The following is a 26301-nucleotide window of genomic DNA, read 5'->3' on the forward strand; positions in this document are numbered from 1 at the left end:
GGACGGGCGCGCCGGCTACTTCGTCGGCTTCTTACCGGTGACGCCGAAGTGCACCAGCAGCGCCAGATTGGGCTTGAGCTCGGTCTGCTTGACGCCCCAGCTCTGGAAGCCCTTCTGGTGTCCGGCGACCGCCGCCAGCATCGCCACGATGGAGCCGGCCATGGCCGCGGGGCTGACGTCCTTGTCGACCTTGTTCTTGCTCTGGAGCTCCTTGATGGAGTCCGTAAGGGAGTTGGTGACGGCATTGAGGATCTTCATGCGGATCTTGTAGAACCGCTTGTCGCCCTCGGCCGCCCCAAGATCCACGACGCGCAGAATCGCGTCGTTCTTGCGCCAGAACGAGAGGAAGCCGTCGACGAGCTCCTCCGCCGTCTGCCAGCCGGACTTGCCCACCCAGGAGCGTCCGGCGACAAGATCGGTCAGACTTGCGCCCTCTTTGGCCATCTCGTCGGCGATTTCGAGAACGGCGCCCTCGACGTCGGGGAAGTACTGATAGAACGTTGCGGGTGAAGTCCCCGCTTTTCGGGCCACATCGATGACTTTGACGTCCCGGTAGGGGGACGAACTGAGCATTTCGCTGAGGCAGTCGAGCAGCTTTTGCCGCGTCGCCTGTCCGCGGCGGCCGGCAACTCTGCCGTCGACGGTTCGCACTTGTCCTGTCATGCCGTCAGCTTACCGAGGGGTGATCGGAGCGCGATTTGGCTGCCTGCAAATGGGGATGGGGGAGTTAGGGGCGCTTGGCCCCGGTTGCCGCCCCCGTCGCGGCCTCGTACGCGGCTCCGGATCCGCAGGGCGGCGCTTGGCCCAAACCGGTGAATGCTCTTATCAACAGCCTGTGGACAACTTTGGTGGACAAGCGTCCGCACGGGCGGTGGCAAGTGCGGTCGGGGAGCGGTCCGTTGTCCGTCGGGTCGCGGATGACCTGCGTCAATCCGGAAATTGATCGACCACACGTTCGAGTACTCGTCGGGCGGGGCGCGGATACCGGCGCTAGCTTTGACGTGTGACCGCGCGCACGGGCGCCGCGGCCCGTACGTGAAGGGCGGTGGGCGGGCCACCCGAGGCGGGGTCCCGGCTCCCGGCCCGGAGGCTCAGCCGTGGCGGACTGGCGGGGTGGGCGGTCCGAAGCGGTCCCGGACGGTCCGTTTACTGCCCTCGGGGACAACCAAAGGTGCAACCTTTGGCGTCCTAGGACCGAAGTGGCCCTCACGCCCGCAGAATTGGGCCGACGCGGAGAGCCTTCACGGAGGGGGAAGAGGTGGCGGTGCGGGGGAATGCACGGGATGCGCACGGTGCTGCACGGTGTACACGGGCGAAGGCGGGGGTGACATGACCGACAGGGGGCGGGCGCGCGGCGGGCTGTTGCGGCGGCGAGCGGGTGGCGCCGGCGGCCCTCTGTGGGGCGGAATACCGAAATCCGGGGCGCGGGCAACCGGCCGGTAACCCTTCGGTCGCCACTCTTCGCCGGATGTATCGGCGCACGTCGGGCGGGTGTTGGTTACGCCTGGTAACGGGCGTGGCGGGTGTGACGGGGCGTGATCCTTGACACGACGCACGGCCCCCGGGTTCGCACCGGACGGCCCGGCCAGGAAGAATCACCACGCGTACGGCCGTTTCGGCCAGGCGGTGAGACGCTGCACGGGGCAGTGGCTCTCGGCGGCTCGTGGCTATGGAGAGTCTCTTATTTACGCCCCACGGGGAGGTGGCAGGCAAGTGGTGGAGCAGCTGAAGCAGCTGACGCAGCACGATCCCCGGCGGATCGGCCCGTTCGAGGTGCTCGGCCGTCTCGGGGCCGGTGGCATGGGATTGGTCTATCTGGCGCGCTCGGCGTCCGGCCGGCGCGTGGCGATCAAGACAGTGCGGACCGAGCTCGCCGAGGACCAGCTGTTCCGGGTCCGCTTCACACGCGAGGTCGAGGCCGCCCGCGCGGTCAGCGGCTTCTACACCGCGGCGGTGGTGGACGCCGATCCGCGGGCGGCGGTGCCGTGGCTGGCGACGGCCTATGTCCCCGCCCCCTCCCTCGAGGAAATAGTCAATGAGTGCGGGCCCCTGCCCGCTCAGGCGGTGCGCTGGCTGGCGGCCGGGATCGCCGAGGCGCTGCAGTCCATCCACGGCGCCGGCCTGGTGCACCGCGACCTGAAGCCGTCGAACGTCCTGGTGGTCGAGGACGGCCCCCGGGTCATCGACTTCGGCATCGCCTCCGGGGTGTCCAACACCCGGCTGACGATGACCAACGTGGCCGTGGGGACCCCGGCCTACATGTCGCCCGAGCAGGCCCGCGACTCCCGCAGCGTGACCGGCGCCAGCGATGTCTTCTCCCTCGGCTCGACGCTGGTCTTCGCCGCCACCGGGCACGCCCCCTTCCACGGCGCCAACCCGGTCGAGACCGTCTTCATGCTGCTGCGCGAGGGCCCCGACCTGGCCGGACTGCCGGACGAGCTGCGGTCGCTGATGGAGTCCTGTATGCAGATGGAGGCGACCCACCGGCCGTCCCCGGCCGATCTGCAGTCCCAGCTGGCGCCGCATCTGTTCGGCTCCGGCAGCGACGACAGCGGTACGGCCTCGGCCTGGCTGCCGCCCGGCGCGGTCGCGCTCATCGAGCAGCGGCGCGGTGGCCGGTCCACCCTCCCCAGGAGCGCCGCCCCCGCCCGCGCCGCGTCCGGCCGCAGCTCGGGCCGCCAGGCGCCCGCCGCGCCCCCGCCCGCCCAGCCCCCCGTGGTGGCGCCGCCACGCCCCGAGAGCGCACCGGTGGGCGGCGCCGCGCCCGAGTCCGGCTGGCCCGGTCGGGTCGGTGCCGGCCCCGGTGCACACCGCGGCGGCGACCCCCGCTCCGCCGGTCCCGGTCCGATGCCGCAGGCCGCGGCGTTGGGTCCGGACGTCCCGACGGCCCGAACCACCCCGGTCTCCGCGCCCCCGCCCGTCACGCCGGAGGGCGGCCCGGTACGCCTCGGTGGCTCGCCCGCCCCGATAGGGCCGGGCCCGCGGGCCGGCGAGGCGCGCGACCCGCAGCCGCACGGGCAGGCCGGTGCCGGCACGCACTGGGTCCGGCCGCCCGGTGGCGGACCGGCCGCCGGTGTGCCGCAACAGGGCCCGACGGGCGCCGCAGCCCAGGCCGCCGGGCCTCCGCCGCCCGAGGCGCCGCCCGCCGGGCCGGGCCGCTGGCGCCCCTGGCGATTCCGCATGTCGAACGACGTGTGGGGCACCCCCGCCGTCTCCGGCGATCTGCTCTACGTCACGTCCTTCGAGGTGCACGCCCTCGATGTGGGCAGCGGGCGGCGCAAGTTCAAGACCCGCGATGTGGCCTGGGCGATGGCCGTGGCCGACGGCCGCATCCACGCCTCGGACGGCCCGAGCCTGTACGCCCTGGACGCCGACGACGGCACCGAGCTCTGGCGGGTCACCACCGAAGGCTGGGTGTACGCCCTCAAGGTGGACCGCGGCACGGTCGTCACCAGCACCCGTGGTGGCGGCGTCCAGGCGTGGGAGGCGGCCAACGGCGAGCTGCTGTGGGAGACCGGCGGCGTCCAGACCGACTTCGAGACCCCCGAGGCCGGGCCCGTGGTGCACGACGGCACGGTGTTCGTGTGGGCCGACGCCCGGCTGAAGGCTCTGGAGGCGCGGACGGGCGCCGAGCGCTGGTCGTATCCGGTGGGCGACGCGGCGTCCTGCGGCGGTGTGCCGATGCGGCTGCTGCCCGCGTCCGACGGCGTCGTCTACGTCGTCGCCGGCGCCCGGGTGCTGGCGCTGGACATCGCGCGCGGCGAGGTGCGCTGGCACTTCGAGGCGCCCGCGGTGTTCGTCAGCCCGCCGGCCTTCGCCCCCGGCCCCGCGGTCACCGGCGGTGGGGTCTATCTGGCCGACTACCTCGGCACGGTGTACGCCCTGGACCCTGCGGACGGCCGCGACCGCTGGCGGATCGCCACCGAGGCGCGCCAGTCCACCGAGCCGGTACTGGTCGCCCACGGCGCCGTCCACCTGGGCAGCGGCAAGGCGCTCTACACCCTGGACGCCGTGACCGGCACCCCGCGCTGGCGCTTCCAGGCCGGCGCGGACGTGGTCGGCGCTCCGGCCGTCGCCGAGGGCCGGGTGCACTTCGGCTCCGCCGACCACTGCCTGTACACGCTGGACGCGATGGGCGGGCAGCTGCGCTGGAAGCTGGAGACCGGCGGCGAGATCACCGGGTCGCTGGTGGCGGTCGGCGGTGTGGTCTACGCATGCAGCAAGGACCGTTGTGTGTACGCGCTGGATGCGGCGAAGGGCACGGGCCAGGCCCGCCGGCCGTAACGGTCCTGCGCCGGGTCCGCCGTAACGCTCCTGCGCCGGGTCGCGGGTCCGCCGGCGACCCCGCGACGTACGCGGTCCGCGCTCCGTTCCCCGACGCGGTCCGCGCTCCGTTCCCCGACACGGTCCGCGGTCCGTTCCCTGGCGCGGTCCGCGCTGCGCTCCCTGACGGGCCGTCCGGCGCCCGGTGGGCTGCACGGACGTCACGGACGTCTACTCCCGTTCCTCCGGGGGCCGTTGCGCGCCCTGCCGGCCGTGGTTCTTGCCCCACTCCACCGGCGGCGTGGGCGGCTGGGGCTGCCCCTGGTGGTTCGGTGGCGGCGGAGGCGGAGGCGGAGGCGGAGGCGGGGGCGGCGGCGCCGGCCGGGGCCATGGTTCGGTGGACGGCTCCCGCGGCGGTCGGCCACCGCCTTCCGGGCCACCGCCTTCCGGGCCGATGCCGGGGCGGGTGAGCGGACGGGTGGCGGGCCCTTCGGCAGGCGGCTCGCTCCCACCGGTGTGCGGTTCCCCACCGGTGGGCGGCCCCTCCCGCGGGTACCGCTGCGGGGACCACTCCTGGCTCGGGGTCCACTCCTGGGTGGCCCGGTCGTCGTGGGGCATCGGCCGGCTCCGCTCCCATGGTTCGGGCTCCGTCGGGGGAGCCGCGGCGGGCTCGTCGTAACGGCCGTACCCGTCGTCGTCCCGCCGGGCTGCCCGCCGACCGCGGACCCGGCCTCGACGGCCGCTCATCACCAGGGAGCCGAGCAGCAGCAGCGCACCGCCGCCGAGGGCGTTGGGCACGCCCACCCCGAGGCCGTGGACGCCCGCGGTGAGTTCGCCCGCGACCTGCCCCTGGCGGACCATCCACAGGACGGTGAAGCCCAGCACGACCAGCCCGGCGAGCGCAACCAGCGCCCGCGAGCGCAGCGCGATGCCGAACAGCGTCAGCAGGCCGGCGACGGCCATGGGGAGGAGGAGGGAGCCGAAGAGCGGGGCACCGTTGTCGGTGATGGTGTGGAAGAGGTCCTCGATGCGGAAGTTGTTTCCGCGACGGCCGTCGTACCAGGGACGGAAGGGGCTCCAGACGGCGGCCGTCGCTCCGATGAGGGCTATCAGGGATCCGATGACGTTGCGCACCACTGGCGTCGCCTCGCTTCGAGTCGTCCTGAGGTCCTCCGTCACAGACGCTACGCCTGACCGCCTTGACCCGCGATTTCTCCGGTGCTTCCGGGGCCGGTGGGGGTTGTCACCCGCGCTTGCTAGGGTCTCGTGCACGCGTCGGCCCACGCACGACGCGGCCAAGACGTCTTCACGGGGGATGGGCACAGGGCATGAAGCAGCGCACGCGCATACGCATCGGCAGGCGTACGGTCACCCGCGCGGCCGCGGCCGGGCTCGCGGTGGCCTCGATCGCGACGGTCGGCGGCTGTGCCTTCGGCGGCCCTCGCGTCCACGGTCCTACCGCGCCCCCGAGCCCCACGAGCAGCGGGTACGACCCGAACGACCCGACTCCGTCCGAGGACTCGACGTACGACACGTACTCGCCCTCGCCCTCGCCGACCGAGGAGACCTACGACCCCGACGGCCGGTCCGACGTCCGGGGCAGCAGCTGTGACTTCTCGGAGTCGCTGCACAAGTTCACGTACACGCTCTCCATCACCAACCCGTCGTCGTCCGACTCGTTCTCGTACGACATGGACATCCGCTGGATGAAGGCCAAGCCGGCCGACGGCAAGATGTACGGGGAGCACAAGCGCTCCATCATCGTGGGCCCCAGTGACACCGAGACCTATACCGCCGAGTACACGGTCAACCAGTCCTCCTTCGCGCGGTTCTGGTTCACCTGTGAGATCTCGCAGGCGGAGAAGTCCCGTATGTAGCCATCGGTGACCGGGGTGCGCCGGGGCACCCGCTCAGCGCAGCCGGTGGTCCCGCCCGCGGGTCGCGAACAGCTCCGCCTGGCGCTCCGGCGGCGCGTTCCCGAGGGCGATGAGATGCGGCGCGCCCGCCAGCGCCTGGGTGCGCGCCGCCTCGCGCGCCGACCACACCGCCCGTACGGTCCCCTGGACGCCTGCCGTCGGATACCCGGCGAGGACCGCGGCCGCCCGCAGGGCCGCGGCGGCCGCCTCCCCGTCCGGTACGACCTCCGACACCAGGCCGGTCTGGTACGCCCGCGCGGCCGTCAGCCGCTCCGCCGTCCCCATCAGCGACATCCGCGCGACCTCACCGAACGGCATCCGCTGTGCCATCCCGATCGCCTCGTACGCGCTGACCATGCCGTATGTCGTATGCGGGTCGAAGAAGGTGGCCGAGGCGTCGGCGACCAGGAACTCGCACTCGCCCAGCAGATAGAAGGCGCCGCCGCAGGCCATGCCGTTGACGGCCGCGACGACCGGCTTCCACAGGTCGTTGGCCTTGGGGCCGACCGTCAGCAGCGGGTCGTCCATGGCGTACGGGGAGGAGGGTTGCGGCACGGCCGCCGACCGGTCGATGCCGGTGCAAAAGGCGCGGTCGCCCGCTCCGGTGAGGACCACGGCCCGGATCCGGTCGTCGGCGCGGATCGCCCGCCAGGTGGCCGCCAGTTCCGCGGCGGTCTCCAGGTCGATGGCGTTGTGCCGCTCGGGCCGGTCGATCGTCACCAGTGCGACGCCGTCGTCCCCGGGGCATGTGCGGCGGATGCTCATGGCCGCTCCAGGAGCCAGCGGGGGACGGTCACGCCTCCGGGCAGGGTGTGGAAGGCGGCCTTGACCGGGGCGCCGATGCGCAGCCGCGCCGGGTCGACGGAGTTGAGCGGGGCGTCGGCGGCGGTGACGAGGTTGCCGACCAGCCGGATCCGCGGGGCGTCGGCCAGCTCCACCACGATGGCGTTGTAGCCGGGCCGGGCGGCGTAGGCGGGCAGCAGTGGCGGATGGGGCAGCACGAAGGACCAGATGCGGCCGCGGCCGCTCATCTTCTGCCAGTGGGCCGCGAAGGACTGGCAGTGCGGGCAGCAGGGGCGGGGCGGGAAGCGCAGTTCGTTGCAGTCGGAGCAGGTCTGGACGCGCAGTTCGCCGCGGGCGGTGTATGCCCAGAAGGGGGCGCCGTCGTCGTCGAGGACGGGAAGCAGCAGGCCGGCGTCGCTGTCGGCGGCGGGGGCGGGGGCGGCGGGGGCCATGCCGGCGGGCAGGGCGGCACGGACGGACTCACCAGTGCTCATGGGCAGTCAACTCCTCAGCAGCAGGGCCGAGGTGGGGACTCCCTCGCCCGCGGTGACCAGACAGGTGGCGGCGTCCGGGACCTGGGCGGTGCTGGTGCCGCGCAGCTGCTTGACGCCTTCGTTGATGAGGTTGAAACCGTGGACGTACGCCTCGGAGAGGCCGCCGCCGCCGGTGTTGAGGGGGAGCCGGCCGCCGATCTCCAGGGCGCCGCCTTCGGTGAACGCCGCGCCCTCACCGCGTCCGCAGAAGCCGTAGCCCTCCAGGGAGAGGGGGATGAGGGGGGTGAACGCGTCGTAGATCTGGGCCACGTCGACGTTCTGCGGCCCGAAGTCGGCGCCCTTCCACAGCCGGCGGGCGGCGGTGTGGGCGGGCCCGGCGAGCGGGTCGTCGTTCCAGTAGTTGACCATGCCGTGGTGCTGTGCGGGCAGGCCCTGGGCGACGGCATGGACGTAGACGGGCCGCTGCCGGCAGTCGCGGGCGCGCTCGGCCGGGACCACGACGCAGGCCAGCGCGCCGTCCGTCTCCAGGCAGTTGTCGAACAGGCAGAGCGGTTCGCTGATCCAGCGTGCGGTCATGTACATCTCGCGGGTCAGCGGGCGCTCGTACATCATCGCGTCGGGGTTCTGGTTGGCCCGGTTGCGGCAGGCGAGCGCGACGTTGAAGAGGTGGTCGCGGGTGGCGCCGTACTCGTGCATGTAGCGGCGGGCCAGCATGCCGATCTCGTCGGCGGGGCGCAGCAGCCCGAAGGGGCGGGTCCACTGCGCCGGGGTCGGGAGCTGCACCTGGGTGTTCTTCCAGGGCCGTGGGCCCGAACCGCGCTTGCGCGAGCGCCAGGCGACACCGACGTTCGCCTGCCCGGTGGCGATGGCGGCGGCGAGATGCGCCACCGTCGCACAGGAACCCCCGCCGCCGTAGCCGACCTTGGAGAAGTGGGTGACATCGCCGGCGCCGATGGCCTTGGCGATCTCCACCTCGTCGGTCTCCTCCATGGTGTACGAGGCGAACGCATCCACCTCCGACGCCGCGATCCCCGCATCGTCCAGCGCCGCCACGATCGCCCGACAGGCCAAGGTCTTTTCGGATTCCGGGAGTTGTTTGGCAAAAGGCGTCTGTCCGATGCCGGCTATCGCCGTAGCGTCCTTGAGGGTCGCCCCCATCGCCACCTCCGTGGTCGGCCGTCAGTGCTGACAGCCGAGGAGGCTACCGCTAATCTGACGGGTAGTCAGCTAGTGGGCGGACAGCTCTTTTTCGGCCGGCTCTTTCGCGGGAGGCAGCGCGATGCACGGTGATCTGGATCTGCGGGCGGACCTGGAGTACGGCTCCCTGGCCCGACTGGTGCGCACGGCCGCGGAGCGCTACGGGCCCCAGGAGGCCGTGGTCGAGGGCCGCAACCGGATCTCGTACGCCGAGCTGGGCGAGCGGGTAGAGCGGGCCGCCGCCGCCTGTATCGCCGCCGGGGTCGCGCCCGGCGACCGCGTCGCCGTCTGGGCGCCCAACACCCTCGACTGGATCGTCGCCGCCCTGGGCGCGGTGACGGCCGGCGCCGTCCTCGTCCCCGTCAACACCCGCTTCAAGGGCGCCGAGACCGCCGACGTGCTGCGCCGCACCCGCGCCCGGCTCCTCTTCGTCACCGGCACCTTCCTCGGCACGTCCTATGTCGCCTCACTGCGCCGCGCCACCCGGGAGGGCACCGGCACCGGCCCGCTGCCGGGACTGCCGCATCTGGAGCGGATCGTGGTCCTCGCCGAGGACGCCCCGACCGACTTCACCGCGTGGCCGGAGTTCCTCGCCGCCGGCGCCTCCGTGCCCGCCGCGACGGTCCGCGCCCGGGCCGACTCCCTGGGCCCGGACGACCCCTCCGACATCATCTACACCTCCGGCACCACCGGCCATTCCAAGGGGGCGGTGATCACCCACGCCCAGACCCTGCGCGCCTACGCCCTCTGGAGCGAACTCGCCGGCCTCCGGCAGGGCGACCGCTACCTGATCGTCAACCCCTTCTTCCACACCTTCGGCTACAAGGCCGGCATCGTCGCCTGCCTGCTGCGCGGCGCGACGATGATCCCCCAGCCGGTCTTCGGCGTGGAGACCGCGCTCGCCAATATCGCCGCCGAGCGGATCTCCGTACTCCCCGGGCCGCCCACCCTCCACCAGCAGATCCTCGACCACCCGGCCCGCGCGCTGCACGACCTCTCCGCACTCCGCCTCGTCGTCACCGGCGCGGCGGTCGTCCCCCTGCAGCTGGTCGAGCGGCTGCGCAGCGAACTGAAGATCTCCACCGTCCTTACGGCGTACGGCCTTTCGGAGAGCTCCGGCATCGTCACGATGTGCCGCCGCGGCGACCCGCCCGAGGTCATCGCCTCGACGTCGGGCCGCGCCCTGCCGGGCACCGAGGTCCGGGTCGCCGACGCCGCGGGCCGCCCGATGCCGTCCGGAGCGGCGGGCGAGGTCCAGGTCCGCGGCTACCACGTCATGTCCGGCTACTTCGAGGACCCGGCCGCCACGGCCCGCGCCCTCACCCCCGACGGCTGGCTGCGCACCGGCGACGTCGGCGTCCTCGACGCCGACGGCAACCTCCGTATCACCGACCGCATCAAGGACATGTTCATCGTCGGCGGCTTCAACGCCTATCCGGCCGAGATAGAGCAACTCCTGCTCCGCCACCCGGACATCGCCGATGCTGCCGTCATCGGCATCCCGGACGGCCGGCTGGGCGAGGTCGGCAAGGTCTTCGCGGTCCGCCGGGCCGGCTCGGCGCTCACCGCCGACGGCCTGATCGCCTGGTCCCGCCGTGAGATGGCCAACTACAAGGTGCCGCGCGAGGTGGCGTTCGTCGCGGAACTGCCGCGGAACGCGAGCGGCAAGGTGGTCAAGAGGCAGCTGCGCGAAGGGGCCAGGTGACCCGGTCGTCCGCCGGCCCCGTCCCCCGCGCCCGCGCCGCCGCTCGCATCCGCGCCGCGCACCCGTCGTCCACCGGCCAGGACCCCACCGCCGGTTCCGCGGCCCCGCACCGGTCCGCCGGTCCGGGCGGCCCGTCCCGGTCACTGCCCCGCCGCCCGCCGGCGTGCGGGTCACGCGCCGGGCTGCGACCCGGGAGTCACGGCTTGGCCGGCGTCCAGTCCGGCCGCCGGCCGCTGAGCGCCACCACCCGGTCGAGGAGCGAAGCATCCGCCGGCACCGGGACCGGCGCGGCGAACATCGCCCCGGGGGTGCCGCCCGACTCCTCGGCCCAGGATGTGAGCAGCGCGAGGGAGACGCCGAGATCGGCCGGCTCGGGCGCGTACGCCTGGCCGGTGGCGCGCGCCAGGTCCCAGCCGTGCAGCACCAGCTCGTTGAGCGCGACCCGGCCCGCGACGGCGGCGGGCAGCGGGACGCCGCCCGCCTGGGTCTCGCCGTCCCATGCCTCCGGGGTGCGCCAGGCCGCCGCCAGCTCGGCCAGATTCCGGTCCAGGTCGGCGCGCCAGCCGGGCGTCACATCCGGCAACGAGGAGCCTGGCGGTGTGCTGGTCGAGGGTCCGATGTCCTTGCGCGCCGCGTCACGGAAGGCGCCGGTCAGGCCGACGAGATGGCCCAGGAGGTGCCGCACCGCGTATCCCTCGCACGCCGTGGGCGCGTCCAGCTGCTCCTCGGCGGTGTTCTCCGCCAGCTCTGCCACCAGCTGGGTCTGCGCGCCGAAGTCGATCATCTCGGTCATGTTCCGGTCCTTCCGTCCTGCCGGGGAGCTGTCCACGCGGCTGCCAGGGGCGGGCCACTGCCCGCCCCGGCCCACCGCGCTCCTCCCAGTGAAGACTCCTCCGGCCCCCGGAACCCATCGCCACACCGTCGACACCCCCTATGACGTGTCCTGGGGGGTGTCGACGCCCGGCCCGGCGTAGCGCTCCCGCAGAGCGGTCTTGAGCACCTTGTTCAGTGGCCCGCCGCGCGGCAGCCGGTCGGTGATCTCCAGCTGTTCGGGCAGCTTCTGCGTCATCAGACCGGCGGCCCGCAGATGGCCGGTGAGCCCCGCCAGGGTCAGCGGCCCGGCGGCCGGGTCGGCGGGGGTGACCACCGCGCAGACCCGCTCCCCGCGCTCCCGGTCCGGCAGCCCGATGACGGCGACGTCGTCCACCGCCGGATGGGTGCGCACCAGCTCCTCGACCTCCTGGGCCGAGATGTTCTCGCCCTTGCGGATGATGATGTCCTTGAGCCGCCCGGTCAGCACGAGATGCCCGTCGGGGCGCAGATACCCCAGGTCACCGGTGTGGAAGGAGCCGTCCTCGCCGAACGCCTCGGCCGTCAGGGCCGGATCGGTGTAGCGCCGGAACAGCATCGTCCCCCGGAGCGTCACCTCGCCCGGTTCCCCGGTGGCGGCCTCGCCGCCGTCCGCCCGCACGATCCGGACCCGGGCACCGGCCACGGGTCGGCCCACCGTTGTGCCCAGCTGCTCATCGCTGTCGTACGGCGTCCCCATGGTGATCATCGGGCACTCCGTCATGCCGTACCCGTGGACGATCGCGCAGTCCAGCTCCCGCCCCGCCGCCGCGTACAGCTCCGGCGGCAGCGGCGCCCCGCCGCCGGAGAGCAGCCGCAACGACGGGATCAGCCGCCCCACGCCCGGCGACTGTGCCCGGTACCGCCGCGACTCCTCCGCGAACGCCTGGTAGAACGCCGTGCTCCCGCCCGCCATGGTCACCCCGAGCCGACGGTAGACCGCGGCCGCCCGGTCCGCCTCGAACGTCTCCAGCACCACCGCCGGAAAGCCGCTGACCAGCATCGCGATGACGTAGTCGGGCCCCGCTATGTGCGCATACGGGAAAGCGATCGAGCCGATGTCGTCAGCCGACATCCCCAGCGCGGTGGCCAGTCCCACTCCGCCGGCGATGAGCGAGGCGTCGGTGTGCTCGACGCCCTTGGGGGAGGAGGTCGTACCGGAGGTGTAGTAGATCCATGTCGCCCGCCCGTCGGCGCCCGCGGGCACCGGAGCCGGCAGACCTCCCGGATCGCCCGTCGGCAGTCCGTCCGCCGTCGAGACGACCCGCACCCCCTCGCGGGCCAGGCTCCGCGCCATCGCGCCGTAGTCGAAACCCCGCCACGCCCCCGGTACGAGCACGAAATCGGCCGCCGACTCCGCCAGTATGAAGCCGACTTCCCGCTCCCGGTGCAGCGGGATGACGGGTGTCTGCACGGCCCCCAGCCGGGCCAGCGCCAACGAGAGGACCACGGTCTCCACCCGCGTCGGCAGCTGCCACATCACCCGCGTGCCGGACCCGATCCCCAGCCCCCGCAGCCCGGCGGCGACCCGCAGCGCCCCGTCCCGCACCTGGTCGAAGGTGACGCTGCGCCCGTCCTCGTCGAAGAACATGGGGCGCCCGGCCGAGGCGCGCGCCCGGTGGTCGACCAGTTCCCAGAGGGTGTGGATGCGGGCGGGGTCGAACATGGCGCCTCCTCGCGGATCGCGGGTGGCGTGACTCTAGCACCGGAACTGACGAAGCGTCAGATGTCGGGAGTGGGCGGGGCGACGGCCGAAACCGCGTCCGGCGGGGGCTGAGCCGGTGGCTCAACCCCCGCCGGACGCGGTTTCGAAGAGGTCAGGGTGTGTGGCTGTCCCCTGCCGTCAGCGAGGGGAGTGACGTCAGCGGAGTGTGGCTGTCCGACGGGGCCACGGGGCGGTGGTTGTCCCCGGCGATGACGTTGCCGCCGGAGTCGGCCGGGCGTCCCTGAGCCGTCGCCGGTGCCGCAACGGCGACGGCCGCCGCTGCCGCTATCGCGGCGATGGCCAGGGATTTCTTGATTCGGGTCACTGTGCTCCTCCGTCAGGGGCGCGTGGGTCGTTTGTGTGACGCTAGCGTTGACTAAGACGTACGTTCGATGAATGGCCGGAATGCGCCGGACGGTGGCGCGATGCGGTATGACGTCCGGCATGCCGCAGGGGCCGGCCCCGATGGCTCCCCTCCATGCCATCGCGACCGGCCCCTGCGATCCCCCGAAGACTCGGTGGTGGGCCGTTACCGGGGCTCGATGATGGGGGTGTGGTTGTCCCCCGTCGTCACCATCTCGCCCGGCTTGCGGGGTGCCTTCTTCTTGCCGATTCCCGGTGCGGCAACCGGGGTGTGATTGTCCATCGGCTTGATGACTTCACGCTCGTTCGGCTCTGGAGCCCTGTTCTCGGTGGCCACGTTCATCAACTCCTGTGTGTGGGCGCTTGGTGGTCCACCCGGCCGGCAACTCCCCCGAGGGTCGCCGGACGGGTGAACCAGGCCGTACACCTTACGGTGGGGCCGTGGCCGAGCCGCTTGCCCCCCGAGGCGGCGGATCGGTGAGTAAGAGAATGGCCTGTCGCGATGAACGATCGATAAACGTCTCGGGGAACGGCTCTGACGTGCAGCTATACGACGTTGAGCGGCCGGAGGAGGTCCTGGACCGTGGTGCGCTCGGGCGACCCCAGCTGGGCATAAACGGCAAGGGCCTCCTGCCAGCAGGCCCGTGCACGGCCGCTGTGTCCCACCTCGTTGAGCGCACGACCCAGCAACGTCAGGATGTTCGCCCGCCACCAGTCGCCGCTCACGCCGCGCAGCGCGGTGAGTGCCTGGTCGGCGCTGGTGGCCGCCTCGGCGGGCCGGTGGTCCGCGAGGAAGATCTCCGCCAGCCTGAAATGCGTCATACCGACCCAGAACCGCTGCCTGCTGTCCTGGAAGATGGCCAGCGCCTCGGTGAGCTGATGCGTGGCATCGTCGCGCCGGTTCGCGCGGGCGTACGCCAGGCCCAGCGCGTACATGCCGTTGGCCAGCCGCCGGGTCGCCCCGAGCTGCCGGTATATCGCGATGCCTTCCCTGGCGAGCTGAATCGCGCTGTCCAGACGGCCGGTGTGCAGGTGAACGCGGGACAGGTTGCACAGCGCGCTCGCCTCGGACTGCTTGTTGCGGTCGTCGCGGAAGGCGGCCAGCGCCTGGGCGAGGTAGGCCTCGGCGTCGTCGAAACGCTGCTGGATGGACGCGATGATGCCGCGGTCGTTCGGTGCGTACGACGACGCGAAGGGGTCCTCGGTCGCCAGGCCGAGCAGCATCGACGACTTGGCGTGGTCGTCCGCCTCGTCGAGGCGGCCGGCCAGTGTGTGGACGTTGGCGAGCGCGGTGTGGATACGCGCTTCGGCGTGCTGGTCCGCGCCTTCGCGGGCGGCCTCCAGCAGAGAGTTGTTGACCTGTTCGTACTGAAGGGCGTCGGCACCGGACTCGGCGAGGTCCCGGGTCAGCAGCAGCAGGTCCACCGCGCGCCGCAGGGAGCTCGGCCCTCGCGACTGCTGAGCACACGCCAGGATGCAGGCGGCTTCACCGAACAGCCAGCTCAGTGCCGCCGTACGGTCGGTGAAGGTCAGTCCGGGGTGGTGCGGGGACTCCATGTGGTCCACCAGCCGGTCCCCCGGCCGCTCCAGCGCGTACATCCCGGCGGCCGTCGCCAGGTAGAAGTCCAGCAACCGCGACAACGCCGCCGCCCGCTCCGACTGCGGATGCTCGTCGCGCTCCGCGCACGACCGCGCGTACAGCCGCACCAGGTCGTGGAAGCGGTAGCGCCCGGGTGCGGCGGACTCCAAGAGGCTGGCGTCCACGAGGGATTCGATGAGGTCCTCCGCGTCGTCGCCGTCCAGGTCGAGGATCGCCGCGGCCGCCGGTAGCGAGATGTCCGGGCCGTCGGCCAGTCCCAGGAGGCGGAAGGCGCGGGCCTGCTGCGGCTCCAGCTGGCCGTAGCCCAGCTCGAAGGTCGCCTTGACGGCCAGGTCGCCGGCCCGCAGTTCGTCCAGGCGGCGGCGTTCGTCGGCGAGTTTGCGGGCCAGGGTGGAGACGGTCCAGGTGCGGCGGGAGGCCAGGCGGGAGGCGGCGATGCGGATGGCGAGGGGCAGGAAGCCGCAGGCGCCGACGACGGCCATGGCGGCCTGGCGTTCGGAGGTGACGCGTTCCTCGCCGACGATGCGGGTGAAGAGGGCCAGTGCCTCCTCGGGGCTCATCACGTCCAGGTCGATGAGGTGGGCGCCCGCCAGGTCGATCATGCGGGCGCGGCTGGTGATGAGGGCGGCGCAGCCCTCCGTGCCGGGCAGCAGCTGCCGGACCTGTGCCGCGTCGCGGGCGTTGTCCAGGAGGGCCAGGACGCGCCGACCGGCCAGCGTGGAGCGGTAGAGGGCGGAGCGTTCCTCCAGGCCGTCGGGGATGGCCGAGTCGGGGGTGCCCAGGGAGCGCAGGAAGGCGCCGAGGACGGCCTCGGGCTCGGACGGGGCGTGGCCGGCGCCCTGGAGGTCGACGTAGAGCTGACCGTCGGGGAAGTGCTCGCGGGCGGCGTGGGCGACATGGACGGCGAGGGTCGTCTTGCCGACGCCGCCGATACCGGTGAGCGCGGAGACCGCCATCACGCTGCCCTCGGCGGTGGCGAGTTGATCGCCCAGCTCGGCGACGAAGGCCGTGCGGCCGGTGAAGTCGGCCACGGTGGCCGGCAACTGCTGGGGCCGTACGAGGCCGCGGTCCGCGCTGCCGGTGCCGTCGGTGACGACGGGCGGCGCGTCCAGGTCGCTGTCCGCGCGCAGGATGCGCTGCTGGAGGTCGGAGAGCGAGGCGCAGGGCTCGACGCCGAGTTCGTCGTCCAGCAGCTTGCGAGTGTCGGTGTAGACCGCCAGCGCCTCCGCCTGCCGCCCGCTGCGGTACAGCGCCAGCATCAGCAGTTCGCGCAGTCGCTCGCGCAGGGGGTGGGCGGCGGTGAGGGCGGTCAGTTCGGAGACGGCCTCGGCGTGGCTGCCCAGTTCCAGGTCGAGTTCCAGCAGCGTCTCCACCAGGGACAGCCGCCACTCGTTGAGGCGGGTGCGCTGGGTCTCGGCGTAGGGGCCCGGAAGGCCGGCCAGGGGTTCGCCGTCCCACAGGTCCAGTGCACGGTCGAGCAGTTCGCGGGCGCGGCTGGGGTCTCCGGCGGTCCTGGCCTTCTCCGCCTCGGCGGCGAACTGCTCGGCGTGGTCGTGGTCGAGGTCCAGCGGCCGGCTGTTCGTCGACCGGATCGCGTATCCGCCGGACTCACTGACCAGGGTGTTGGCGTCCGAGCCGAGCGCCTTGCGGAACCGGGAGGCGTAGGTGCGCACCGCGGCCAGCGCGGCGTGCGGGGGTTCGTCGCCCCACAGCGCGTCGACCAGCTCGGCCGCGGTGGCGGTGCGCCCGCCCCGCAGCAGCAGTGCGGCCAGCAGGGCGCGTTGCTGCGGTGAGCCCGCCGCCAGCGCCGTGTCGCCGCGCCAGGCCCGTACGGGACCGAGCACGGTGAAGCGGAGCCGCCCCTGCCCCTGCCCCGTACCGTCGTCCATCATCTCCCCCTGCTCTGTCCCGGTCGTCTACACACTGTTCACACACGTAAGCCGTGCGCAACGGTCAGTCTGCCTTGTCAGGGCCCCTTGCGTCAGTAGGGGTCCCCAGCGTCCACAAAGCCTCCCCGGGAGCTGGCGGACGCCGGCGGAGGAGGCGCATCAGGGGCGCGGAGTCTCGGACTCCGTACGCCCTCCGTGCGCCTCCCCAAGGTTCTGCACGCGAACAGGGCGGCGCACGGTTCTCGTTCGGCGCGACCCGGGGCCGAAGAAACGCCCCGGGCGCCCCGCCCCGGTGCCCCCTTCCCGCCGCCGCCGGCGATCCGCTCCCGTTACTGACGGCCCGTCAGATCAGCGCTACCGTAGCGCGTATGGACACCACGCAGAGCAAGGAGAGCGCCCCGGACGCCTCGCCCGCAGCGGGCGTCACGGACTTCCCCCGGATCATCTCGGTGGACGACCACACGGTGGAGCCGCCGCACGTCTGGCGGGACCGGCTCCCGTCGAAGTACCACGGCACCGGTCCGCGCATCGTCCGGGCACCCGTGAAGGACATGACGTTCGTGGGCGGCAGGTTCGCCCCGAAGATGGGCGCCCCGGGTGACGAGGGCCCGCCGGCCGACTGGTGGGTCTACGAGGACCTGCACCGTCCGCTCACCCGCCTGGACACCGCCGTCGGCTGCTCACGCGACGAGATCAGGCTGGAGGGCATCACCTACGAACAGATGCGGCCGGGTTCCTTCAGCGTGCCCGAGCGGTTGGCCGACATGGACGTCAACCACGTCCAGTCCGCGCTCTGCTTCCCCACCTTCCCGCGCTTTTGCGGCCAGACCTTCACCGAGGCCAAGGACCGCGAGCTGGGGCTGCTGGGGGTGCGGGCGTACAACGACTGGATGGTGGAGGAGTGGTGCGGCCCCCAGGCGCGGGGCCGGCTGATCCCGCTCGCCCTCGTCCCCCTCTGGGACGCGGAACTGGCCGCCACCGAAGTGCGGCGCAACGCGGCCCGCGGCGTCCGGGCGGTCTGCTTCAGCGAGATACCGCCGCACCTGGGCCTGCCCAGCATCCACACCGACTACTGGGACCCGTTCCTGCGCGCCTGCGACGAGACCGGCACCGTCATCGCCATGCACATCGGCTCCTCGTCGAGGATGCCCTCCACCTCCGCCGACGCCCCGCCCGCCGTCGGCTCCACCATCACCTTCGCCAACTGCTGCTTCTCGATGGTCGACTGGCTGATGAGCGGCAAGTTCGACCGCTTCCCGAACCTGAGGATCATGTACGCCGAGGGCCAGATCGGCTGGATCCCATACATCCTGGAGCGCGCGGACGTGGTCTGGGAGGAGAACCGGGGGTGGGGAGGCGTCGCGGACAAGGTGCTGCGGCCGCCGTCCGAACTGTTCGCGGAACATGTCTACGGATGCTTCTTCGACGACGCCTTCGGCCTGAAGAGCCTGGACGCGATCGGCGTCGGCAACGTCCTGTACGAGACCGACTACCCGCACTCGGACTCGACCTGGCCGAAGTCGCGAGAGGTGGGCGAGACGCAGATGGGGCACCTGGCGCCGGACGTGGTGGAGCGGATCGTGCGGGGCAACGCGATCGAGCTGCTGGGGCTGACGGGGGAGGGGCTCTGGGCGGGGGCGTAGCGGCTCACGCCTCCGGGAGGGTGGATTTCACTCCGGCGTGAACTCGTATTGGAGCTCGTAGAGGTGGCCCGCCTTGACCATGACGGTGACCTCGACGGGCAGCTCGTGATCGCTGTGAACGACGCGCAGGGTCCGGAGGACGGGCAGGTTGCTGGAGAGGTGGAGAGCCTCGTACTGCTCTTGAGTGGGCACGCGTGCCGAGACCCGGTCGATGCTGAACCTGGGCGGGTGTCCCAGCGGCTGTTTCGGCCGGCAACTGGCCGCCACCGGCTGGCCGAGCCGTACCCCGCAGCGCGGCGAAGGGGGTTTGGTGCCTCGCGCCTTCCGCATCGCCGTGCACGGTCCGGACATCGGCCCCCGGCCGCTCCGCGGGGCGGGGGTGGCCGCGTGAGGGGGGAACCACAGACGGCGCGACTGCTGCCGTGGTCGACCCCGGACGGTAAGACCTGCCTCCTGGTGGGGGAGGGCACGGGATTCCTCTCCCGTGTCGCGGACAGCGTGGAGTCCGTTCGGCTCGGCATGGCGGACGATCTCCTCGGCCACGCGGGCGAGATGCTCGGCGATCGCAAGGCGACGGCGGAGGAGCTGCGATTCCTCGGGCGTCGCCTGACCGAGGCCCTGCGGGACGTGTGCCGCGTGGCCGAGAGCCGGGGCGCTTCTCGGCCCGGGCCGGAGCGTGCGCCCCACGGCGACGACGGCGTCGTCACCGGACCCGACTGAGCCCCGGCAGGCGCCCGAGTCCGGACGGGGAGCGGGTGTCACGCCGTCGCACCGCCTGATCGGATGGCTCTCCGCTGCCGTGCGTTCGGTGGCGTGGTCCACGCTTCGGCCGCGCCCACCGAATCCGCGCCGGCCCGGTCCTCGAGGTCCCAGCGGATCGCCACCTCGACGCCGTCCGCGCCGCCCAGGTCGTCGGCCGGCGCGGCGGCCACCAGGCCGGACACCCCGCCCCTCCACGCCGAGGACGGCAGTATCGGTGCGGTCGGGTGTGCAACGCCGTGACCGTGGCGGCCCGTTGCAGGCGCGGGTCCAGCGGGTGATGTCTCGCCCCGCGCCGCCGCCTTCTCTGCCGTGTCGCCCCTCTTGCCTGATGGTGTGTCAGCCACGACGATGGCCCCGCACAGTAATTGACGGACCGTCAGATATTTGCGGAGTGTCCGGGAGGAGCTGTCCGGATGGTGTGGATGCCGCCCGAGGGGCGATTGGCGTACGGAATGCAGCTACCGGTGCAGTCGCAGAGCACCCTTTATGCGGAGAGCTGGGAGGCGGCGGCCGGGCCGGCGGATCTGGTGGAGATCGCACGGGTCGCCGACCGGCACGGATTCGCGTACATCGCCTGCTGCGAGCACATCGCGATTCCCCGCCGGCTGGCCGGGGCGATGGGCACGGTCTGGTACGACCCGGTCGCCACCCTCGCCCACCTCGCCGCCGTCACCGAGCGGGTCCGGCTGCTCAGCCATGTCGCGGTCGTCGGCCTCAAGCATCCGCTGATCAGCGCGAAGCAGTACGCCACGCTGGACCACCTCTCCGGCGGGCGGCTGATCCTGGGTGTGGGCGCCGGGCACGTACCGGAGGAGTTCGAGGTGCTCGGGGTGGAGTTCGGGCGGCGGGGCGTGCTGCTGGACGAGACCGTCGACGCGCTCAAGGCGGCGCTGGGGCCGGAGGAGTTCGCCGACTTCACGGGGAAGCAGTTCGCCTTCTCCGGGCTCGGGCAGGCGCCGCGGCCGGCGCAGACGCCTCGGCCGCCGATCTGGGTGGGCGGCTCGTCGCCCGCGGCGGTGCGCCGGGCAGCGGTCCGCGGCGACGGATGGCTGCCCCAGGGCGACCGACGGGACCAGCTGCCGGGCCGAATGGCCAAGCTGCTGGCCCTCCGGGAGGCCGCCGGGATCGAGGAGCCGATCGTGATCGGGACCATCGCCGAGCCGCTGTACGTGGGGGAGCCGGGGTGGGACGTGGGGCGGCGGACCCTGACGGGGGCGCCGGAGCGGATCGCCGCATCGTTGCGGGAGTACCGCGCGATGGGTGTGGCCCAGATACAGGTGCGGTTCCGCAGTCGGAGCCGCAGTGAACTGACCGATCAGATGGCCGCGTTCGCGCAGGGGGTCGCCGCGCATCTCGACGACTGAAGCGAGTGGGGCCGGGGTGGGTGCGGCGCCGACCGCCGTGCCGCACCAGAACGCTGGGAGGCGGGCATGGGAAAGCTGGCAGGCCGGGTCGTCCTCATCACGGGCGCGGCACGGGGGCAGGGTGAGCAGGAGGCGCGGCTCTTCGTGGCCGAAGGGGCGCGGGTGGTGCTCTGCGACGTGCTGGACGGGCCGGGCGAAGCGCTGGCCAAGGAGCTGGGGGAGGAGCGGGCCCGGTATGTCCACCTGGATGTGAGCCAGGAGGCGGACTGGGAGGCCGCGGTGGCCGCCGCGAAGGCCGCGTACGGGAAGATCGACGGCCTGGTCAACAACGCCGGGATCCTGCGGTTCAACGAGTTGGTCAGCACGCCGCTGGCGGAGTTCCAGCAGGTGGTGCAGGTCAACCAGGTCGGTGCGTTCCTGGGGATGAAGGCGGTGACGCCCGAGTTGGTGGCGGCCGGCGGGGGGACGGTCGTGAACACCGCCTCGTACACGGCCCTGACGGGGATGGCGTATCTGACGTCGTACGCCGCCACCAAGGCCGCCATCGTCGCCATGACGCGGGTGGCGGCGATGGAGCTGGCCGGGAAGGGCATCCGGGTCAACGCGATGTGCCCGGGGGCGGTCGATACGCCGATGACCAACCCGGACCGGGTGGCCGCGGACGGCGGGCCGAAGGCGGCGGACGCGGCGGGCAGCGCGGCGCTGGACGAGTTCTACGGGAAGGTCGTCCCGATGGGGCGGATCGGGCAGCCGGAGGAGGTCGCCAGGCTGGCCCTCTTCCTGTCGTGCGAGGACTCGTCGTACGTCACCGGGCAGCCGTTCGTCATCGACGGCGGATGGCTGGCGGGCGTCTCGGTCTTCTGAGGTCGCCAAGCGCCCTTCGGGGGCACCAGGGCCCTATCTGACGGTGCGTCAGCTATTGACGACGGATGCGGGCGATGCCAGAGTCGGGCGGTGTCCTCGACCTGACGTACCGTCAGATGTGCGCCGGTCGGGCGCCGTCAGTCAAGGGCTCGCCCCCGGCCCGCCGGCCCCGCCGCCCGCGGCCGGGTGGATTGTCAGTGGGTCCGGCTACCGTCGATTCGTGACGGAGCGTATGGCGAACGTCGACGGAACGTTGTCAATGATCGGTGATCTTCCGGGGGGCGACCCCCGCACCCCGAAGGAGTGAGCACCCATGGAATTCGGGCTCTTCGTGCAGGGATATGTGCCGGCCGCGCGGGCCGAGACGGATCCCGAGGCCGAGCACCACGCACTGATGGAGGAGGCCGAGTACGTCATCCAGGCGGACAGGTCCGGCTTCAAATACGCCTGGGCCTCCGAGCACCACTTCCTGGAGGAGTACTCCCACCTCTCCGCGAACGACGTCTTCCTCGGCTATCTCGCGCACGCCACCGAGCGCATCCACCTCGGCTCCGGCATCTTCAACCCGCTCGCCCCGGTCAACCACCCGGTGAAGGTCGCCGAGAAGGTCGCCATGCTCGACCACCTCTCCGCGGGCCGCTTCGAGTTCGGCTCCGGGCGGGGTGCGGGCAGCCACGAAATCCTCGGCTTCATGCCGGGTGTGACGGACATGAACCACACCAAGGAGATCTGGGAAGAGACCATCGCGGAATTCCCCAAGATGTGGCTCCAGGACGAATACGTCGGCTTCAAGGGCAAGCACTGGGAGCTGCCACCGCGCAAGGTGCTGCCCAAGCCGTACGGCGCGTCGCACCCGGCGATGTGGTACGCCGCCGGGTCGCCGTCCTCGTACGCGATGGCGGGCCGGAAGGGCCTGGGCGTGCTCGGCTTCAGCGTGCAGAAGGTCTCCGACATGGAGTGGGTCGTCGAGTCGTACAAGACGGCCGTCAAGGAGGCCGAGGCGGTCGGGGACTTCGTCAACGACAACGTCATGGTGACGTCGACGGCCATCTGCGCGGAGACGCACCAGAAAGCGGTGGAGATCGCGGTGGGCGGCGGGCTCAACTACCTCCAGTCGCTGCTCTTCCGCTACCACGACACCTTCCCGCGGCCCGACGGCATACCGGAGTGGCCCGAGCTCCTCCCCGAGTACACCGAGGAGATCATCGAGCTGCTGATCGCCGAGGAGCTGATGATCTGCGGGGACCCGGACGAGGTGCTGCGGCAGTGCAAGCGGTGGGAGCAGGCCGGCGCCGACCAGCTCTCCTTCGGACTGCCGATCGGGGTCGGGTCCGAGGACACCCTCAACACCATCAAGCTGATCGGTGAGCACGTCATCCCGAAGATCGACACCGACCCGGTGCACCGCACCACGCGCTTCCGCCGGGCGGCGGGCACCCCCTAGACCGTTTCGCACCCGCCCGCCCGCGCTCCACGAGGGCGGCGCCACGGCCCGGCGCCGCCCCACGAACCGCACCGAGAAAGGGATCCCGCCATGCTCGACCACCTCATCAAGGGCGCGACCGTCGTGGACGGGACGGGCGCGCCCTCGTACGCCGCCGACCTCGGCATCCGGGACGGGCGGATCGCCGTCGTCGCGGAGCCCGGGACGGTCACCGAGGAGGCCCGCAGCAGCGAGGACGCCCATGGGCTCGTCCTCGCACCCGGCTTCGTCGATCCGCACACGCACTACGACGCCCAGCTGTTCTGGGACCCGTACGCCACCCCCTCGCTGAACCACGGCGTGACCACCGTCGCCGGCGGCAACTGCGGCTTCACCCTGGCCCCGCTGCACCCCGATCGCCCCGAGGACGCCGACTACACCCGGCGGATGATGAGCAGGGTCGAGGGCATGTCGCTGGTCGCCCTGGAGGAGGGCGCACCCTGGAACTGGCACTCCTTCGGCGAGTATCTGGACGCGCTGGAGGGGCGGATCGCCGTCAACGCGGGCTTCATGGTGGGCCATTGCGCCCTGCGCCGGTACGTCATGGGGGCGGACGCGGTGGGCGGCCGTCCGACCCCGGAGCAACTCGCCGACATGCTCCGGCTGTTCCACGACGCGATGGACGCCGGGGCCTGGGGGCTGTCCACCACGCAGTCCGCCACCCACTCCGACGGCGACGGCGAACCGGTCGCCTCGCGCCACGCCCGCCCCGACGAACTGCTCGCCCTCTCCCGCGCGGTGGGCGACCACGAAGGCACCCAGATCGAGGCGATCGTCTCGGGCTGCCTCGACCAGTTCGACGACGACGAGATCGGCCTGTTCGTCGAGATGTCGGCGACCGCCGGACGCCCGCTGAACTGGAACGTCCTCACCATCGACGCGGCGGTGCCCGAGCGCGTACCCCGCCAGCTGACCGCCAGCGAACGCGCCCGCCGGGCAGGCGGCCGGATAGTGGCGCTGACCATGCCGATCCTGACCCCCATGAACATGTCGCTGGGCACCTTCTGCGCCCTCAACCTCATACCCGGCTGGGGCGAGATCCTGGGCCTTCCGGTCCCCGAGCGGATCGCCCGGCTGCGCGACGCGGACGTACGGGCCGAGATGCTGCGCCGCGCGGACAGCAAGGAGGCCGGGGTCTTCCGCCGCCTGGCGAACTTCGCGCGCTACGTCATCGGTGACACCTACTCCGCGGCGAACGACAAGCTCACCGGGCGTGTGGTGGAGGACATCGCCGCCGAACGCGGCCAGGACCCGTTCCACTGCCTGGTGGAGATCTGCGCCCAGGACGATCTGCAGACGGTCCTGTGGCCGATGCCGACCGACAACGACCCGGACAGCTGGGCGCTGCGGCAGGCGACCTGGCAGCACGAGGACGTGCTGCTCGGCGGCTCGGACGCCGGCGCGCACCTGGACCGGATGTGCGGGGCCCCGTACACCACCCGGTTCCTCGGGGACTGCCTGCGCGGCCGCAAGCTCGTCGGGCTGGAGCGGGCCGTGCAGATGCTGACCGACGACCCGGCCCGGCTGTTCGGGCTGCGCGAGCGCGGCCGCATAGCCGAGGGCCACCACGCCGACCTGGTGCTCTTCGACCCGGAGCGGATCGACGCCGGGCCCGCCACCCTCGTGCACGACCTGCCGGGTGACAGCCCCCGGCTCGACTCGAAGGCGATCGGGGTGGTGAGCGTGCGGGTCAACGGCGTCGAGACCATCCGGGACGACAGGGTGACCGGGGCGGTCCCGGGGACGGTCCTGCGGTCGGGGCGGGACACGAGGACGGTGAGCACCCGGTGAGCGGAGCGGGCGGGGTGGGCGGGGTGGGCGGCGCCGAGCGGCTGTTCATCGACGGGGAGTGGGTGGCGCCGGAGGGTGGCCACTACGACGTGATCAACCCGGCGACCGAGGAGGTCGTCGGGCGGGCCCCGGAGGCGAGCCGGGCGCAGGTGACGGCGGCGGTGGCCGCGGCCCGGGACGCGTTCGAGGGCTGGTCGCGCACCGCGCCGGCGGAGCGCTCGGCGATCCTGGACCGCGCCGCCGAGGTGATGCGCCGCGAGTTCGTCCGGTACGCGGAGCTGGCGCGGGCGGAGAGCGGCGCGACGACGGGCACCGCCCGCGGGATGCAGGTGGGGGTCGCGGTCGCCCGCTTCAAGCGGTACGCCCGCGGTGCCCTGGAGCCGGTGGAGACCCCGGTGGTGCCGCAGGTCAACGAAGCCGGACCGATGGGGCGGGCGGGCATCTTCGGCGCGCTCGCGGTGCGCCGCCCGGTCGGCGTCGTCACCTGCATCACTTCGTACAACAACCCCTGGGCGAACCCGGCGGGGAAGGTGGCGCCCGCGCTGGCGATGGGCAATACGGTCGTGGTCAAGCCGGCGCCGCAGGATCCGCTGTCGGTATACCGGATGGCCGAGGTGCTGGCGGAGGCCGGGGTGCCGCCGGGGGTGGTCAATGTCGTCACCGGCGCGCGGCCGGAGGTCGGCGAGGCGGCGGTCGCCGCGGACGGCGTGGACATGGTCAGCTTCACCGGATCCACGGCAGTCGGCCGGCAGATCGCCGAGGAGTGCGGCCGGGGTATGAAGCGCCAGCTGATGGAGCTGGGCGGCAAGGGCGCGGCGCTGGTCTTCGACGACGCCGACCTGGCGAGCGCGGTGTCCGGCATCGGCACCACCTTCTCCTTCTACAGCGGGCAGATCTGTACGGCGCCGACGCGGGTGCTGGCGCAGCGCGGGATCTACGACCGCCTGGTGGCAGGGCTGGCCCGGTACGCCGGGAAGCTGACGGTCGGGGACCCGGCGGATCCGGGCACGATCGTCGGCCCGGTGATCTCCGCCGCGCACCGGGACCGGATCGAGGCGTATGTCGAGCTGGCCCTGAAGGAGGGCGCGCGGCTGGTCACGGGGGGCGAGCGCCCGGCGCGGGAGCGCGGCTTCTATGTGGCGCCGACCCTCTTCGCGGACTGCACACAGGCGATGCGGGTGGTGCGCGAGGAGATCTTCGGCCCGGTGGTCGTGGTGGTCCCCTTCGACGACGAGGAAGAGGGCATCGCGCTGGCCAACGACAGCGACTACGGGCTGCTGGACTACATCTGGTCCGGCGATGTGGCCCGCGCCTTCCGGGTCGCGGGGCGGCTGCGGGCGGGTGGCGTCGGCATCAACACGGTCGGCCGGAACATGGAGGCGCCGTTCGGCGGGTTCAAGCGCAGCGGGGTCGGCCGCGACGTGGGTTCGTATGCGCTCCATGCCTACAGCGAGCTGCAGTCGATCGTGTGGCCGGGGTGAGAAGTGGGCCACACGGCCGGGGAGGGAGGGCGGTCGTAGAGCCGGAGTGCGACCCCCCTTGCACGCCGCGCGGAAAATTTCCAGAGAACGGACGGGAAAATTTTGAACTATCCCAAAACGGACATGGCTGCGGTTCCCGCAGAGCGGAA

At 72.3% G+C, this 26301-nt stretch carries 21 protein-coding genes and 1 pseudogene; 10 read left to right on the plus strand and 12 right to left on the minus strand.

What is annotated here, in order from left to right:
* Positions 1 to 15 precede the first annotated feature (15 nt).
* Positions 16 to 663, minus strand: a complete 648-nt coding sequence (locus ACGFML_RS21820; protein WP_393546023.1) for a TetR family transcriptional regulator — start codon at positions 661 to 663, stop codon at positions 16 to 18.
* A 1050-nt stretch (positions 664 to 1713) separates the two neighbouring features.
* On the opposite strand from ACGFML_RS21820, the gene ACGFML_RS21825 reads away from it, so the two are divergent.
* Positions 1714 to 4284 (plus strand): PQQ-binding-like beta-propeller repeat protein, encoded by a 2571-nt coding sequence (locus tag ACGFML_RS21825; protein WP_393546025.1) that lies wholly within the window; start codon positions 1714 to 1716, stop codon positions 4282 to 4284.
* Between the two features lie 210 nt (positions 4285 to 4494).
* Here ACGFML_RS21825 and ACGFML_RS21830 read toward each other — a convergent pair whose 3' ends face one another.
* Entirely contained in the window at positions 4495 to 5442 is a 948-nt protein-coding gene (locus ACGFML_RS21830; RefSeq protein WP_393546026.1) for a hypothetical protein, read from the minus strand.
* 149 nt (positions 5443 to 5591) lie between these two features.
* On the opposite strand from ACGFML_RS21830, the gene ACGFML_RS21835 reads away from it, so the two are divergent.
* Positions 5592 to 6140: a hypothetical protein gene (locus ACGFML_RS21835; protein WP_393546028.1), complete on the plus strand. Its 549-nt coding sequence runs from the start codon at positions 5592 to 5594 to the stop codon at positions 6138 to 6140.
* A gap of 33 nt (positions 6141 to 6173) precedes the next feature.
* Here ACGFML_RS21835 and ACGFML_RS21840 read toward each other — a convergent pair whose 3' ends face one another.
* The 3 genes from ACGFML_RS21840 to ACGFML_RS21850 are packed head-to-tail and all read right to left on the minus strand — an operon-like array spanning position 6174 to position 8614.
* Positions 6174 to 6944, minus strand: a complete 771-nt coding sequence (locus ACGFML_RS21840) for an enoyl-CoA hydratase/isomerase family protein (RefSeq protein ID WP_393546029.1) — start codon at positions 6942 to 6944, stop codon at positions 6174 to 6176.
* Positions 6941 to 7414 (minus strand): Zn-ribbon domain-containing OB-fold protein, encoded by a 474-nt coding sequence (locus ACGFML_RS21845; RefSeq protein WP_393546406.1) that lies wholly within the window; start codon positions 7412 to 7414, stop codon positions 6941 to 6943. The genes ACGFML_RS21840 and ACGFML_RS21845 overlap by 4 nt, the downstream gene beginning before the upstream one ends.
* A 48-nt stretch (positions 7415 to 7462) precedes the next feature.
* Entirely contained in the window at positions 7463 to 8614 is a 1152-nt protein-coding gene (locus ACGFML_RS21850) for a lipid-transfer protein (RefSeq protein ID WP_393546031.1), read from the minus strand.
* Positions 8615 to 8735: 121 nt separating this feature from the next.
* On the opposite strand from ACGFML_RS21850, the gene ACGFML_RS21855 reads away from it, so the two are divergent.
* Positions 8736 to 10358, plus strand: a complete 1623-nt coding sequence (locus ACGFML_RS21855) for a FadD3 family acyl-CoA ligase (RefSeq protein ID WP_393546033.1) — start codon at positions 8736 to 8738, stop codon at positions 10356 to 10358.
* A 196-nt stretch (positions 10359 to 10554) separates the two neighbouring features.
* On the opposite strand, the gene ACGFML_RS21860 is transcribed toward ACGFML_RS21855, so the two are convergent.
* The 5 genes from ACGFML_RS21860 to ACGFML_RS21880 all read right to left on the minus strand — a co-directional run bounded on the left by ACGFML_RS21860 (position 10555) and on the right by ACGFML_RS21880 (position 16764).
* Positions 10555 to 11151 carry a TIGR03086 family metal-binding protein gene (locus ACGFML_RS21860; protein ID WP_393546035.1) on the minus strand — a complete coding sequence of 199 codons (597 nt, stop codon included), beginning with the start codon at positions 11149 to 11151 and terminating at the stop codon, positions 10555 to 10557.
* Between the two features lie 138 nt (positions 11152 to 11289).
* Complete coding sequence (locus ACGFML_RS21865; protein ID WP_393546037.1) at positions 11290 to 12873, minus strand: class I adenylate-forming enzyme family protein; 1584 nt, start codon at positions 12871 to 12873, stop codon at positions 11290 to 11292.
* A gap of 151 nt (positions 12874 to 13024) precedes the next feature.
* Positions 13025 to 13237, minus strand: a complete 213-nt coding sequence (locus ACGFML_RS21870) for a hypothetical protein (RefSeq protein WP_393546039.1) — start codon at positions 13235 to 13237, stop codon at positions 13025 to 13027.
* Between the two features lie 204 nt (positions 13238 to 13441).
* Complete coding sequence (locus ACGFML_RS21875; RefSeq protein WP_393546041.1) at positions 13442 to 13612, minus strand: hypothetical protein; 171 nt, start codon at positions 13610 to 13612, stop codon at positions 13442 to 13444.
* Between the two features lie 209 nt (positions 13613 to 13821).
* Positions 13822 to 16764 (minus strand): BTAD domain-containing putative transcriptional regulator, encoded by a 2943-nt coding sequence (locus tag ACGFML_RS21880; RefSeq protein WP_393546043.1) that lies wholly within the window; start codon positions 16762 to 16764, stop codon positions 13822 to 13824.
* A 368-nt stretch (positions 16765 to 17132) separates the two neighbouring features.
* Between ACGFML_RS21880 and ACGFML_RS21885 the strand changes: the two genes are divergently transcribed.
* Positions 17133 to 18407, plus strand: coding sequence for an amidohydrolase family protein (locus ACGFML_RS21885; RefSeq protein WP_393546045.1), 1275 nt, complete (start codon positions 17133 to 17135; stop codon positions 18405 to 18407).
* Positions 18408 to 18434: 27 nt separating this feature from the next.
* Here the strand turns inward: ACGFML_RS21885 and ACGFML_RS21890 are convergent.
* Positions 18435 to 18644, minus strand: a pseudogene (locus ACGFML_RS21890) (UTRA domain-containing protein); the annotation flags it as partial.
* 150 nt (positions 18645 to 18794) lie between these two features.
* Between ACGFML_RS21890 and ACGFML_RS21895 the strand changes: the two are divergent.
* The gene (locus tag ACGFML_RS21895) at positions 18795 to 19127 is read left to right on the plus strand and encodes a hypothetical protein (protein ID WP_393546047.1); all 333 of its coding nucleotides are present in this window, start codon (positions 18795 to 18797) and stop codon (positions 19125 to 19127) included.
* A gap of 38 nt (positions 19128 to 19165) precedes the next feature.
* Here the strand turns inward: ACGFML_RS21895 and ACGFML_RS21900 are convergent, their stop codons facing one another.
* Positions 19166 to 19351: a hypothetical protein gene (locus ACGFML_RS21900; RefSeq protein WP_393546049.1), complete on the minus strand. Its 186-nt coding sequence runs from the start codon at positions 19349 to 19351 to the stop codon at positions 19166 to 19168.
* A gap of 231 nt (positions 19352 to 19582) precedes the next feature.
* Here ACGFML_RS21900 and ACGFML_RS21905 point away from each other — a divergent pair, with 231 nt between their 5' ends.
* From ACGFML_RS21905 to ACGFML_RS21925, 5 genes are all read left to right on the plus strand, one after another.
* A complete protein-coding gene (locus tag ACGFML_RS21905; protein WP_393546051.1) occupies positions 19583 to 20533 on the plus strand; it encodes a TIGR03619 family F420-dependent LLM class oxidoreductase in 951 nt (316 codons plus the stop codon).
* Positions 20534 to 20599: 66 nt separating this feature from the next.
* Positions 20600 to 21397 carry an SDR family NAD(P)-dependent oxidoreductase gene (locus tag ACGFML_RS21910; RefSeq protein ID WP_393546053.1) on the plus strand — a complete coding sequence of 266 codons (798 nt, stop codon included), beginning with the start codon at positions 20600 to 20602 and terminating at the stop codon, positions 21395 to 21397.
* Between the two features lie 313 nt (positions 21398 to 21710).
* Positions 21711 to 22841: an LLM class flavin-dependent oxidoreductase gene (locus tag ACGFML_RS21915; protein WP_393546055.1), complete on the plus strand. Its 1131-nt coding sequence runs from the start codon at positions 21711 to 21713 to the stop codon at positions 22839 to 22841.
* 90 nt (positions 22842 to 22931) lie between these two features.
* Positions 22932 to 24671, plus strand: a complete 1740-nt coding sequence (locus ACGFML_RS21920) for an amidohydrolase family protein (RefSeq protein ID WP_393546057.1) — start codon at positions 22932 to 22934, stop codon at positions 24669 to 24671.
* Positions 24668 to 26152: an aldehyde dehydrogenase family protein gene (locus tag ACGFML_RS21925; RefSeq protein ID WP_393546059.1), complete on the plus strand. Its 1485-nt coding sequence runs from the start codon at positions 24668 to 24670 to the stop codon at positions 26150 to 26152. The genes ACGFML_RS21920 and ACGFML_RS21925 overlap by 4 nt, the downstream gene beginning before the upstream one ends.
* Positions 26153 to 26301: the final 149 nt, after the last annotated feature.

Origin of the sequence: Streptomyces sp. NPDC048650 (assembly GCF_043199095.1) — a bacterium.
Taxonomy (GTDB): Bacteria; Actinomycetota; Actinomycetes; order Streptomycetales; family Streptomycetaceae; genus Streptomyces.